The organism is Necropsobacter massiliensis (genome assembly GCF_000827595.2).
GTDB lineage: Bacteria > Pseudomonadota > Gammaproteobacteria > Enterobacterales > Pasteurellaceae > Necropsobacter > Necropsobacter massiliensis.
The window spans coordinates 17,503-31,052 of the sequence record NZ_LN776184.1; the positions used below are offsets into that span (position 1 = coordinate 17,503).

A 13,550-nucleotide genomic window follows, 5' to 3' on the forward strand; every position below is an offset into this window, starting at 1 on the left:
GCTGACTAAAATGTTGCCCCCGTTATCCGCAGGGCTTTTAATTTAATGAGTGTTGATTCTGCACGCAAAGTGCGGTGGTTTTTTAACAGGTTTCTGTGGCAAAAAAAGCCTTAATCTGCTGTGCGGTGTGATCAAGCATGGCGTAGCGTTTGCGGTACATAGAACGCTTTTTGCTTGGAATCATCGTCGGACATTTGCGTTCAAGGTTGCGCGGTAACAGCCAATATCCGCGCGATTTGTCATAAACGCCGCCGTTTTCCCGCCAAAATTCGTCATAATTAAACAATAATTTAGTCGAATCATTCCAGCGGTATTTAGCCTGATTTTTATGCGGAATACCGCATAATTCACAGTTTAAGGTTTCACTTAGCAACTGAAAGGCGTTAATCAGCATAAACATCGGGCGCATGCCATGTAAATTTTTGGTTGTTTCGCGGATCAAGCTCTGTGCCTGCGCACCATGCGGTCCTTGAATTGAGGTAATCAGCAATGTGTTAGGTGGCAAAAAAGCAAAAGAGGCATCGTACATGCTTTCTTTATGCGAATTGATAATATTCAACGAAAAAAAACCTTCAAACGGATCGATTTTGTTGATATTTAAATACAAATCCAATGCTTCTGTCAGCGTCGCCAGCCGCAAACTCTCTTCCTGAATCAGCGATTGCGCTTTAGCATAGCTAAATTTTTGTTCCGCCAACATAAAATTCGCTGTAATCGCCCCAAACCGCCGCCTGATGCCAAAACGTTTGTCGCAGTATTTCGCCAGCAGCGTATTGATGCGATAAGGTAGACGGGCAAACAGAGTTTCCCATAATGGATGGAGGTGTAAAAAATACATTAATTCCCGACAATAACGGGCATAAATTAATGTATAAAAACGATAACGAAGATAGCTGCGGAGCTTTTTCTGCCAGCGTTTTTCGGCAGGATACATTTCCGCAAAAGTTGGAAAATGAGATAATTTATACATGTGATATACCATTAATACGAACATATTAACGGCGGCGGATTTTAGCAAAAAACAACCGCACTTTTAAGTCCGACACTTGCTAATCGTCGAAAAAAAAGTCAATCATCGGTAAAAATATTTCATTCTGTAAAATAGCAAGCCAGTCCAAATCTTAAAATTTAATATCAATTCACCACGTTAAATTAGAATTTAATTTCAAAAATTTACATTACATCGGTAAAAACGCAACCAAATTCAATTCAAGGACTGATACTCTTTTGCACGTCGTACAAGAGGATATGCAATATCCGTTTAATAATCCATCCGTTAATTAAGGAGAATTGATTATGGCTTTTAATCTTAAAAACCGGCATTTGCTCAGTCTGGTACATCATTCCGAACGCGAAATAAAATACCTGCTCGATTTATCAAGAGATTTGAAACGGGCAAAATACGCCGGTACTGAACAGCAGAATCTGAAAGGCAAGAATATCGCGCTCATTTTTGAGAAAACCTCAACCCGTACCCGCTGCGCCTTTGAAGTCGCGGCATACGATCAGGGCGCCCGGGTGACCTATATTGATCCCACTTCATCACAAATCGGACATAAAGAAAGTATGAAAGATACCGCGCGCGTGTTAGGACGGATGTATGATGCCATTGAATACCGCGGTTTCAAACAAAGCGTGGTGGACGAGCTGGCGCAATACGCCGGGGTGCCGGTGTTTAATGGGCTGACCGATGAATTTCATCCGACGCAGATGCTGGCGGATGTGCTGACCATGATCGAACATTGCGATAAGCCGCTTAGCGAAATCAAATATGTGTATATCGGTGACGCCCGCAATAATATGGGCAATTCTCTGCTGCTGATCGGTGCGAAACTCGGTATGGACGTGCGGGTGTGCGGACCGAAAGCATTATTACCGGATGACGAACTGGTGGACTTATGCCGACAATTTGCCAACCAAAGCGGCGCACGCTTAACCGTTACCGACGATATTGACAAAGCGGTGAAAGATGTGGACTTCGTACATACCGACGTTTGGGTCTCCATGGGCGAGCCGTTGGACAGCTGGGGTGAACGTATTGATCTGCTGATGCCGTATCAGGTCACCCCCGAATTAATGAAACGGACAGGTAATCCAAAAGTAAAATTCATGCACTGTCTGCCAGCATTCCATAACAGCGAAACCAAAGTCGGTAAGCAAATCGCGGAAAAATATCCTCAACTTGCCAACGGTATTGAAGTAACTGAAGCGGTGTTCGAATCGCCGATGAATATCGCCTTTGAACAGGCGGAAAACCGCATGCACACCATTAAAGCAGTGATGGTCGCCAGCTTAATTTAATCGGAGGATACCATGAGAATCGTTATCGCTTTAGGCGGAAATGCGTTGCTGCGCCGCGGTGAACCGTTATCCGCCGAAAACCAACGGCAGAATGTGCGCATCGCATGCGAACAAATCGCCAAAATTTATCCGAATAATGAATTGGTGATTACCCACGGCAACGGACCGCAAGTCGGTTTGCTGGCATTACAGGGCGCCGCGTATAAAGAAGTCTCCACCTATCCGCTGGATGTGCTGGGCGCGGAATCCGTCGGCATGATAGGCTATATGATCCAACAGGAGCTGGGTAATTTGCTGCCATTTGAAGCACCGTTCGCCACCCTGCTTTCACAAGTGGAAGTGGACCCGAACGATCCGGCGTTCAAAAAGCCGACCAAGCCCATCGGTCCGGTTTATACCAAACAAGAAGCAGAAAATTTGGCGCAGGAAAAAGGCTGGACAATCGCCCAAGACGGCGATAAATATCGCCGCGTCGTGCCAAGCCCGCTGCCGAAACGGATCTTTGAAATCCGTCCGGTGAAATGGCTGTTGGAAAAAGGCAGTATTGTGATTTGTGCCGGTGGTGGTGGCATTCCGACTTATTACGATAAACAAGGCAATCTGCAAGGGGTTGAGGCGGTCATTGATAAAGATCTCTGCTCTGCGCTACTGGCTGAAAATCTGGATGCCGATTTATTTATCATCGCCACCGATGTCTCCGCAGTATTTGTGGATTGGGGTAAACCGAGCCAAAAAGCCATCGCCAAAGCTAATCCCGATGCCATCGGGAAAATGGCTTTTGCCTCCGGCTCCATGGGACCGAAAGTGCAGGCAACACTGAATTTCGTGCGGCATTCCGGGCATGACGCCGTTATCGGCTCGCTTTCCGATATTGTCGATATCGTAAAAGGTAAAGCGGGAACAAGAATCACCGCACAGACAGAGGATATCGAGTATTATTAATCCGCTCGTCAAAGATGCGTCTGCATAGGCGCATCTCTGATTTTAACCTAAGCCGTATCACGAGGAGTTCATCATGGGCACAAAGAAAACATTTAAATTTCCTACGGCGTTTTCAATTTTATTCATTATTCTGATTATTGCCGTCGGACTGACTTGGATTATCCCGGCGGGTTCTTATTCCAAGCTCACCTACAACCCGTCCACGAATAATTTTGTGGTTAAAACTTATCAACAACCCGATCAAATTCTTCCGGCGACAACCGAATCGCTGGAGAAGCTAAATATCAAAATCGCATTAAACAATTTTACCGAAGGCACTATCAGAAAACCGATTGCGATTCCCGGTTCTTACCAACGGGTCGAACAAAATCCAAAAGGCATTAAAGATATCACCATTAGCATGGTGGAAGGCACGATTGAAGCCGCCGATGTCATGGTGTTTATCTTCGTGCTGGGCGGGATGATCGGTGTAATCAACAAAACCGGCGCATTTAACGCCGGACTGAGTGCGCTGGCTAAGCGGACAAAAGGCAATGAATTTCTGATTGTGTTCAGCGTTTGCGTACTCATGGCGATCGGCGGCACAACCTGCGGGATCGAAGAAGAAGCTGTGGCGTTTTATCCGATTTTGGTACCGGTATTTCTGGCGCTGGGCTATGACGCTATCGTCTGTGTCGGTGCCATTTTTCTTGCCTCATCCATGGGTACCGCCTTTTCTACCGTCAACCCGTTTTCCGTGGTGATCGCCTCCAATGCTGCCGGTATTCAGTTTACCGAAGGTATCGCGTTCCGCTTTATCGGGTTAATCTTAGGTTCCGCCTGCGTGATTAGTTATATGTACTGGTATTGTAAAAAAATCAAAGCGGATGCCAGTTTTTCTTATACCTATGATGATAGAGAAGAATTCTATCACCGCTATATGCACAACTATGATCCGAGTACGGAACTGCAATTCAGCACCAGACGAAAAATCATTCTCAGCATTTTCTGTATCGCCTTTCCAATCATGATCTGGGGCGTGATGGCGGGCGGCTGGTGGTTTCCGCAAATGGCGGCGTCATTCCTGACTCTGACAATTATTATCATGTTTATTTCCGGACTCTCGGAACAGGATATTATTGATTCCTTTACCCGCGGCGCCTCGGAACTGGTTGGCGTATCGCTGATTATCGGGCTGGCGCGCGGGGTTAATCTGGTGTTAGACGAAGGCATGATTTCAGATACCATTTTGGCTTATATGTCCGATATTGTCGCCGGTATGCCGACGACGATCTTTATTCTCACCCAACTGGTGATCTTTATCATACTGGGATTGTTTGTACCGTCGTCTTCCGGACTTGCTGTGCTGTCGATGCCGATTATGGCACCGTTAGCGGATGCAGTGGGCATTCCGCGCTATATCGTAGTCTCCGCCTATAACTGGGGACAATATGCCATGCTCTTTCTGGCGCCGACCGGTCTGGTGCTTGTCACACTGCAAATGCTACATATTCCGTTTGACCGCTGGGTCAAATTCGTATTGCCGATGATCGGCGCATTATTGGTGATCGGTTCCGCGTTGCTTGTCATTCAAGTGCAGATGTACGCTTAACCCCTGCAATATGAACAGGTTACTTTGCCTATCCAATAATCAAAGTAACCTGTCCGACCGTGAATTTTATATAATCAATCTCTTTTACAATAAAAATATGAATTCAGCATAACCGTTTCAGAAATGGATGTTCCCTGTCCCTGACAAAAAAGACAGATTTAAGGAGGAAAATATGTCCAATCAAATATTGGATAACATTAATACCCGAATCTTACGCGCCTTACAGCAAAACGGTCGTTTACAAAATAACGAACTGGCACAGGAGGTCGGCTTATCGAATTCCGCCTGTCTCAGACGCGTTAACCTGTTGGAACAAAACGGGTTCATCAACAAATATACGGCGATTCTCGATCCGAAAAAACTGAACTGCGGTCTGACCGTTTATGCCTTAGGATCATTTTTTGAAGAAGATGTAAAACAGCGAGAAAGGTTTATGTTTGAAATGAAACTGATTCCGCAAATCACCGAATGTCATTTAATGGCGGGCGATTATGATTTTATCCTGAAATTGCAAGTTTCCGATTTGGATGAATTTTACGCCTGTAAAAAGAAATATCTCACCAAAGAACTCGGTATAAAAAATCTAAAAACCGAGATTATTCTCAAAACCGTCAAAAATACCACCGAATTGCCGCTCTAACCCGATTTTACCGAAACCAACATAACACCGAATGTTAGGCCAAAAACGACCGCACTTTTTTCACCGGATTTCGCACCGGCAAAAGTGCGGTCATATTTTTCAGTGTTTTCTCACTTATTTTTTCAACTGCGGTAACAGCACATCGTTGCTCACCGCCAATAAGCCGGCATCGGAATAAACGCCCAGTTTAGCGCGCGTATCTACAATATCCAGATTCCGCATGGTCAGCTGCCCGATACGGTCGATCGGATCAAACGGCGCATTTTCCACTTTTTCCATGCTCAAACGTTCCGGCGCATAAGTCAAATTCGGCGAGTCGGTATTTAGAATGGAATAATCGTTACCGCGGCGCAACTCCAGCGTCACCTCGCCGGTGATCGCGCGCGCCACCCAGCGTTGTGCGGTTTCACGCAACATCAACGCCTGCGGATCAAACCAGCGTCCTTGATACAGCAAACGCCCTAACCGCAACCCATTGATACGATATTGCTCAATCGTATCTTCATTGTGAATACCGGTCACCAGACGTTCATAGGCAATATGCAACAACGCCATACCCGGCGCTTCATAAATGCCGCGGCTTTTCGCTTCAATAATGCGGTTTTCGATTTGATCAGACACCCCCACCCCATGACGACCGCCGATACGATTGGCTTCCAAAAACAACTCCACCGCATTGGCAAAGGTTTTGCCGTTTAACGCCACCGGCACGCCTTCTTCAAAACGCACCGTCACGGTTTCAGTGTTTACCGCCACTTTTTCGTCCCAGAACGCCACCCCCATAATCGGTTTCACGATTTTAATGCCAGTCGTTAAGAATTCCAGATCTTTCGCCTCATGTGTTGCGCCAAGCATGTTGGAATCGGTGGAATAGGCCTTTTCCACCGACATTTTATAATTGAAACCGTTGGCGATTAAAAACTCGGACATTTCATGGCGACCGCCTAGTTCATCGATAAACTGCTGGTCAAGCCAAGGTTTGTAAATTTTAAGATTTGGATTGGTCAACAATCCGTAACGGTAAAAACGCTCAATATCATTACCTTTAAAGGTACTGCCGTCGCCCCAGATATTCACATCATCTTCTTTCATCGCCGACACCAACATGGTGCCGGTTACGGCGCGCCCTAACGGCGTAGTATTAAAATAGGTCGCGCCGCCGGTGGAAACATGAAAGGCACCGCACTGAATTGCGGCAATGCCCTCATAGGCCAGCTGGCTGCGACAATCGATTAAGCGCGCATTTTCCGCACCGTATTCTATAGCTTTACGCGGAATCGCCTCATAATCCTCTTCATCGGGCTGCCCCAAATTAGCGGTATAAGCATACGGCACCGCGCCTTTTTGGCGCATCCACAGCAATGCCGCGCTGGTATCCAGTCCGCCGGAAAACGCAATACCGACTTTTTGACCGACAGGAAGATGTTGTAAAATTGTGTTTGACATAACTAATACCTTATTATTGTGATTAAGTAATCGTTTTCGTAACTAAAAATCGGCTTATTATCATTGAAAACAACGCCAAAGTCCACCGCACTTTAACGGCGTTATTCCAACGGCAGCATCTGATAAGGGTCGGGATATTGATAAACAAACCCTAGCTCGCGACAAATTTTATCCGCCAGAATAATTCGCTGCGGATCCTGCGCACTGCAAATAAAATGCGGCGGCACCAATCCCAATTGACGCGCCATGGCGCCGTAATATTCCGCTTTATTCGGATGCAGCGGTGCGGATAAATGATACAAACGCTGATAGCTCGGGGTTTCCAGCAACAACTGAATAGCGCGCGCGCAATCGTCCACATGCACCAGATTAACCGGCGTATTACCGCCACTTAATGCGGATTTGCCCGCCAGAAAACGCACCGGATGGCGATCTGAACCCACCAGTCCGCTGAAGCGAACGATATCGCAGTCAATATCAGATAGGCGAAACAGCCACTCTTCAACGGTTTTCAGCGCCTTTCCTATTTCGCTGTCCGGCTGCGGCGGCACGGATTCATCAAAACGACCAGAAATCTCGGCGAACACCGAGCTGGAACTGATAAAAATAATATGCTGCACACCCTGCAACAGCGCCTCGTTCACCAGATTTTGTACGCCTTGCACATAATGATTCAGGTCAAAAAAATATTGGCTCGGCGGAATATTAATCACCAGCGAACGAGCGGCAAACAGCGCGCTCAAATCATCCGGGTCGGCATTAATGTCGGGATTGAGTTCAAGATGATAGGTTTCCAAACGCAACAGGCGCATTTGCTCGACACCGTCGTGAGTACGTTTAGTGCCTTTGACTTCCCAACCCAGATTTTTCAAATGGCGGGCAAGGGGCAGCCCCAGCCAACCTAACCCGACGATTGCAACCGACCTCATAACACCTCAATGAAAATAGCCAAAAGTGCGGTCGATTCTAGCGCAAAATACACCGCACTTGGGGAAAAATTTCGCTATTTGGTTAATAAATCCAAGGCTTCTTGATATTTATCAACCGTTTTGGCAATAACCTCAGCAGGCACTTTCGGTGCCGGCGGTTGCTTGTTCCAGCCGCTTTGCTCCAGCCAATCGCGCACGAACTGTTTATCGAATGACGGCGGATTGGTACCTTCGCGATAGGTTTCCACCGCCCAGAAACGGCTGGAATCCGGCGTCAATACTTCATCCATCAGCGTCAGCACGCCGTTTTCGTCCAGTCCGAATTCAAATTTGGTATCGCAAATAATAATGCCTTTGCTCAGCGCATAGTCTGCCGCCGCCGTATAAAGCGCAATGGCCTTTTGCTTAACCTGTGCCGCCAGCTCTGCGCCAATCAACTTTTCGCACTGCGCATAGCTGATATTAATATCGTGATTGCCCACTTCTTCCTTGCTGGACGGGGTAAAAATCGGCTGTGGCAGCTTGCTTGCCTCCACCAATCCCGCTGGCAATGTCAAACCGCAAATAGTGCCGGTTTGTTTATAATCCTTTAATCCGCTGCCGGTTAAATAACCGCGCACGATAGACTCGATTTTAATCGGCTTCAAGCGTTTTACCACCACGGCGCGATTTTTTACCGAATCCGCTTCCGCCTTCAGCAACACGTCATAAACGGTTTCGCCGGTGAAGTGATTCGGCATAATCGGCGCCAATTTGTTAAACCAGAAATTAGAAATTTGAGTCAGAATTTCACCTTTACGCGGAATCGGATCATCTAAAATCACATCAAACGCGGATAAGCGATCGGTCGCTACCATCAGCATCCGTTTGTCGTCAATTTCATACAGATCGCGTACTTTACCAGAATAAATTTTTTTAAGGCTGAGTTGTGTCATTTGCTATACCTTTTTGGTTATACGAAAAATCGGCGCATATTGTACCGCACTTTTTTCATTTTTGCGCAAACGATTACGCCCGATTGTCACTTTTCTTTGTCAACGCAAAGAAAAGGTAAGCGATATTGCGCCGAAGTCAATTTTCGGCGACAATACGCCCCAGTTTTTTTCATCAATTTTTACAGCACACAGAAATACATCAAATGTCATATCCGGAACAAGTCAACAAACGCCGCACTTTTGCGATTATTTCCCACCCCGATGCAGGTAAAACCACGATCACCGAAAAAGTGTTACTGTACGGGCACGCCATCCAAACCGCCGGCACAGTAAAAGGCAAAGGCGCCGCTCAACATGCTAAATCCGACTGGATGGAAATGGAAAAACAGCGCGGTATTTCAATTACCACTTCCGTAATGCAATTTCCTTATAATGATTGTCTGGTTAATTTGCTGGATACGCCGGGACACGAAGATTTCTCGGAAGATACTTACCGCACGTTAACCGCGGTGGATAGCTGTCTAATGGTCATCGACAGCGCCAAAGGGGTGGAAGAACGCACCGTTAAATTAATGGAAGTGACGCGCCTGCGTGATACGCCGATTCTGACCTTTATGAACAAACTCGACCGCGATATTCGCGATCCGATGGAACTGCTCGACGAAGTGGAAAACGTGCTGAATATCCGTTGCGCCCCGATTACCTGGCCGATCGGCTGCGGCAAACTGTTTAAAGGCGTTTATCATTTATATAAAGACGAAACCTACCTGTATCAAAGCGGACAAGGGCATACCATTCAGGCAGTGCGGATCGTCAAAGGGCTAGATAATCCGGAACTAGATGCCGCCATCGGCGACGATCTGGCACAGCAGCTGCGTGACGAACTGGAACTGGTGCAAGGCGCATCCAATTCCTTTGCGCTGGACGCCTTTTTAAACGGTGAACTGACGCCGGTGTTTTTCGGTACTGCGCTGGGCAACTTCGGCGTAGATCATATGCTCGACGGCTTAACCAAATGGGCGCCAGCGCCGCAAGCTCGTCAGGCGGATGTACGCTTGGTGACAAGTGCGGAACCAAAACTGACTGGTTTTGTGTTTAAAATTCAAGCCAATATGGATCCGAAACACCGCGACCGCGTGGCGTTTATGCGCATCGTTTCCGGCAAATACGAAAAAGGCATGAAACTGCGCCACGTGCGTATTGGCAAAGAAGTGGTGATTTCCGACGCGCTGACCTTTATGGCCGGCGACCGTACTCAAGCGGAAGAAGCCTATGCCGGCGATATTATCGGGCTGCATAATCACGGCACCATTCAAATCGGCGATACTTTTACCCAAGGCGAAGAGCTGAAATTTACCGGCATTCCGAATTTTGCGCCGGAATTGTTCCGCCGTATCCGCTTAAAAGATCCGCTGAAACAAAAACAGCTGCTAAAAGGCTTGGTGCAACTGTCCGAAGAAGGCGCCGTGCAGGTATTCCGTCCGCTTGCCAATAACGATCTTATCGTCGGTGCGGTGGGCGTATTGCAGTTTGATGTGGTGGTATCCCGCCTGAAAACCGAATATAACGTGGAAGCGATTTATGAAAACGTGAATGTCGCAACCGCCCGCTGGGTGGAATGCAGTGAGGCGAAGAAATTCGACGAATTCAAGCGTAAAAACGAGCAGCATCTGGCACTGGACGGCGGCGATAATCTGACATATATCGCGCCAACAATGGTTAATCTGAACCTGACGCAGGAACGTTATCCCGAGGTCATGTTCTTTAAAACCAGAGAGCATTAATCTACAACTGGCGATTCGCCCGTTTTTTTCACCGCACTTCTGGGTTCATTGCCTATTTGCACAACCGGCATGCAATTATCAATATGCTTGCCGATTATTGCACAGTCCGTCAAACAATATTACTCAACACAAGGGGAACATAATGAAATTAAAATATTACATAATGAGCATAACACTTATCGGCGCTGCGGTTTCCAGCGCAATTGCCGCACCCAAAACACCTTATAGCCAACAAGGTGTGAACGCGCGCATGCTGGAACAACAAGCGCCGATAAAATGGGTATCCATCGAACAAATAAAAGACAGTCTCAAAGATCTGCCGCCGATAAACGTTAGCTTTGATATTGATGACACCGTTGCCGCGACCAGCGGCTGTTTCCATTACGGCAAACAAAAATATTCACCGGAAGATTTCAGTTATCTGAAAAATCAGGACTTCTGGGACGAAATCAATGCCGGCTGTGATAAATACGCCGTTCCTAAAGAAGTAGCAAAAGCGCTAATCAAAATGCATCAGGCGCGCGGCGATCAGGTTTATCTAATTACCGGGCGGACAGCCGGTAAAGATGATCAGGTCACACCAATTATGCAAAAAGCGCTGGGGATAACAAACATGCAACCGGTGAATTTTATGGGCGGCAAAGCGCACAGCACAACATATGATAAAACTCCGGCGCTCATTGCCCATAAAATCAGCATCCATTATGGCGACAGCGACGATGATATTTTAGCGGCAAAAGAAGCGGGAATCCGCGGGATTCGCGTCTTAAGAGCAGCAAACTCGAATTATCTGCCACTGCCGCAAGCCGGCGGCTATGGCGAAGAAGTGATCATTAACTCCACGTATTAACTCAACGTTATGAACAGCCGTACCGGACAACCGCACCGGTACGGATGCGAAGTTTATTTCTTATTTTCAGCGCAGCAATATACTGACTTGCAGCCCTGTTTCTCCGTTAGAATTCGTGACATTTTTTAACCGCACTTGATAATGGTGCAACTGTGCGATGCGGTAAACAATGGACAAACCAAGCCCGCTGCCCTTTTCATTCTGCCCCGCCGGGCGATAAAAACGCTGTCCGAGTTTTGCCAGATCAGCGTCTTCCACACCACCACCGTTGTCCTCTACAATAATTTGATCGCGCTCCAAGCGCAACGTAACTGTACTGCCTTGGTGACAATAACGAATGGCATTGTCGATCAGATTGCGTAACATCAAGGATAACAATAACGGCTGTCCTTGCTGTTTTTGCGGTAATGCCTGTTGCTCAAATACCAATTCTATGCGGCGTTTTTGCGCATTGAAATACAATTCGCCAATCAGCGAGGGAATCAGTTTATCCCAATGAATATCCTCCAAATTATCCAGCTGTTTAAGATTATCCAGACGAGAAAGAGTCAGCAGTTGTTCCACCAGTTGAGTGGCGCGATCGATGCCTTGAGTTAAATGTGTTAACGCCTGTTCGCGCACCGCCTTATCTTCACCGGCAAGCTGCGCTACTTCAGTCTGAATACGCAGCGCCGCCAACGGACTGCGTAATTCATGTGCGGCATCGGAAGTAAAACGACGCTCGCGCAGCAGCATGCCGGAAGTGCGGTCGAAAAACCCGTTTAATTCCTGCACCAGCGGCAAAATCTCACGTGGAATATGGTGCACCGATAACCGGCTGTTATCATCCGGCGCCCGTTGGCTGAGCTGTTCCCCCACCCGGCGCAAGGTACGCAGCTCGCGGCTGATAACCCACACGATTAAACCGAGCAGAAACGGTAGACTGGCAAACCAGATCCACATTTGCCCGAACACCATATTGTGAATCAGATTTTCCCTATATTCCAGCTCCTGCCCGACCGCCACAATCAAGCGTTCCCCCAGCGGCAGCCAGAAAATACGCCAGTGATCATCGCTGTCACGTATTTTCGCAACGGAAAATCCCCGCGCCGGTGCAAAAAGAAAATTATCGCCGTTTTCACCGTCGCTCAGCACGATTTCGCCGTTAGGCGTAAACACGGCGAATGCCAACGCATCGCTGTCATAGCCTTTTTTCGGTATAAAATGACGGCGGTTTTTGTAACCGTTGGTAAACTCGGGGCGACGCCGTTCAATCAATATCGTGCGCAAATCGGAAGATGCCAGCCGTTTGGCAAATAAAATCTGTTGGGCATCAAACACTTCGTTGACTTCTTTGCGCACCTGTAGCCATGCCAGCGCAGTGGACATCGCCCAGACAATCAGGGCGATAAACGATAACATCACAATTAAGCGAAAACGCAGGCTGGTAGGTTTAGCTGTGTTCATCCTGTTTTCCCAACGCATAGCCGACACCATGTACGGTGCGGATAAACTGTTTGCCTAGTTTCTGCCGCAGATTATAAATATGCACTTCCAGTGCGTTGCTGCTCACCTCGTCGTCCCAAGCGTAGAGTTTGTCCTCAATCGCCGCACGCGACAACACCCTGTCCTGATGGTGCATAAATAATTCCAGCAATTTGTATTCGCGGGTGGTCAGCGTAACTTCGTCGCCGTGCAGAAACACTTTGCGTTGATTCGGATCGAAACTGACCGCGCCGTGCTCAATCACCGGATTTGTGTGACCGTAACGACGCCGAATCAGCGCTTGCAAGCGCGCAACCACCTCCGCCAGAGCAAAAGGTTTACACAAATAGTCATCGGCGCCGCGCTGCAAGCCGTTGATACGTTCGTCCAGCGTATCTCGTGCGGTCAAAATCAGCACCGGCACATCTTCGCTGTCTTTACGCCAGCGTTGCAAAATGTCCAGACCGTCCATTTTCGGCAAGGTCAGATCCAGCACTACCGCATCATAAGGTGCGGATTTCAGCGCCTGCAACCCGGTTTTACCGTCAGTAAACCAGTCCACGCTGAAACCGGATTTGGTTAAACCGACTTTAAGCCCGTCACCGATTAACGGATCGTCTTCAATTAATAAAATTCGCATAATTTCGACCGCACTTTTTCTGTCATGA

The 13,550-nt window shown here is 47.5% G+C and carries 12 protein-coding genes; 6 read left to right on the plus strand and 6 right to left on the minus strand.

Going from position 1 to position 13,550, the window contains the following annotated elements; translation table 11 throughout:
* Positions 1–82: 82 nt before the first annotated feature.
* Positions 83–994 carry a VirK/YbjX family protein gene (locus tag BN3349_RS06415; RefSeq protein WP_245853760.1) on the minus strand — a complete coding sequence of 304 codons (912 nt, stop codon included), beginning with the start codon at positions 992–994 and terminating at the stop codon, positions 83–85.
* Positions 995–1,296: 302 nt separating this feature from the next.
* On the opposite strand from BN3349_RS06415, the gene BN3349_RS06420 reads away from it, so the two are divergent.
* The 4 genes from BN3349_RS06420 (at position 1,297) to BN3349_RS06435 (ending at position 5,474) form a co-directional block, all read left to right on the plus strand.
* Complete coding sequence (locus tag BN3349_RS06420; RefSeq protein WP_040976530.1) at positions 1,297–2,301, plus strand: ornithine carbamoyltransferase; 1,005 nt, start codon at positions 1,297–1,299, stop codon at positions 2,299–2,301.
* A 12-nt stretch (positions 2,302–2,313) separates the two neighbouring features.
* Positions 2,314–3,243, plus strand: coding sequence for a carbamate kinase (gene arcC, locus BN3349_RS06425; RefSeq protein WP_040976531.1), 930 nt, complete (start codon positions 2,314–2,316; stop codon positions 3,241–3,243).
* A gap of 73 nt (positions 3,244–3,316) precedes the next feature.
* Positions 3,317–4,834 (plus strand): YfcC family protein, encoded by a 1,518-nt coding sequence (locus BN3349_RS06430; protein ID WP_040976532.1) that lies wholly within the window; start codon positions 3,317–3,319, stop codon positions 4,832–4,834.
* A gap of 172 nt (positions 4,835–5,006) precedes the next feature.
* Entirely contained in the window at positions 5,007–5,474 is a 468-nt protein-coding gene (locus tag BN3349_RS06435) for an Lrp/AsnC family transcriptional regulator (RefSeq protein ID WP_040976533.1), read from the plus strand.
* Between the two features lie 114 nt (positions 5,475–5,588).
* Here the strand turns inward: BN3349_RS06435 and argG are convergent, their stop codons facing one another.
* The 3 genes from argG to BN3349_RS06450 all read right to left on the minus strand — a co-directional run bounded on the left by argG (position 5,589) and on the right by BN3349_RS06450 (position 8,784).
* Entirely contained in the window at positions 5,589–6,920 is a 1,332-nt protein-coding gene (gene argG / locus BN3349_RS06440) for an argininosuccinate synthase (RefSeq protein WP_040976534.1), read from the minus strand.
* Positions 6,921–7,021: 101 nt separating this feature from the next.
* Positions 7,022–7,849, minus strand: coding sequence for an SDR family oxidoreductase (locus BN3349_RS06445; protein ID WP_040976535.1), 828 nt, complete (start codon positions 7,847–7,849; stop codon positions 7,022–7,024).
* A 74-nt stretch (positions 7,850–7,923) separates the two neighbouring features.
* Entirely contained in the window at positions 7,924–8,784 is an 861-nt protein-coding gene (locus BN3349_RS06450; protein WP_040976536.1) for a phosphoribosylaminoimidazolesuccinocarboxamide synthase, read from the minus strand.
* Positions 8,785–8,987: 203 nt separating this feature from the next.
* Here BN3349_RS06450 and prfC point away from each other — a divergent pair, with 203 nt between their 5' ends.
* Positions 8,988–10,568, plus strand: coding sequence for a peptide chain release factor 3 (prfC, locus tag BN3349_RS06455; protein ID WP_040976537.1), 1,581 nt, complete (start codon positions 8,988–8,990; stop codon positions 10,566–10,568).
* A gap of 163 nt (positions 10,569–10,731) precedes the next feature.
* The gene (gene aphA, locus BN3349_RS06460; RefSeq protein ID WP_245853762.1) at positions 10,732–11,418 is read left to right on the plus strand and encodes an acid phosphatase AphA; all 687 of its coding nucleotides are present in this window, start codon (positions 10,732–10,734) and stop codon (positions 11,416–11,418) included.
* Between the two features lie 66 nt (positions 11,419–11,484).
* On the opposite strand, the gene qseC is transcribed toward aphA, so the two are convergent.
* Both qseC and BN3349_RS06470 read right to left on the minus strand, forming a co-directional pair.
* A complete protein-coding gene (qseC, locus tag BN3349_RS06465) occupies positions 11,485–12,864 on the minus strand; it encodes a quorum sensing histidine kinase QseC (protein WP_040976539.1) in 1,380 nt (459 codons plus the stop codon).
* Positions 12,851–13,522 carry a response regulator gene (locus BN3349_RS06470; protein WP_040976540.1) on the minus strand — a complete coding sequence of 224 codons (672 nt, stop codon included), beginning with the start codon at positions 13,520–13,522 and terminating at the stop codon, positions 12,851–12,853. The genes qseC and BN3349_RS06470 overlap by 14 nt, the downstream gene beginning before the upstream one ends.
* Between the last annotated feature and the right edge of the window lie 28 nt (positions 13,523–13,550).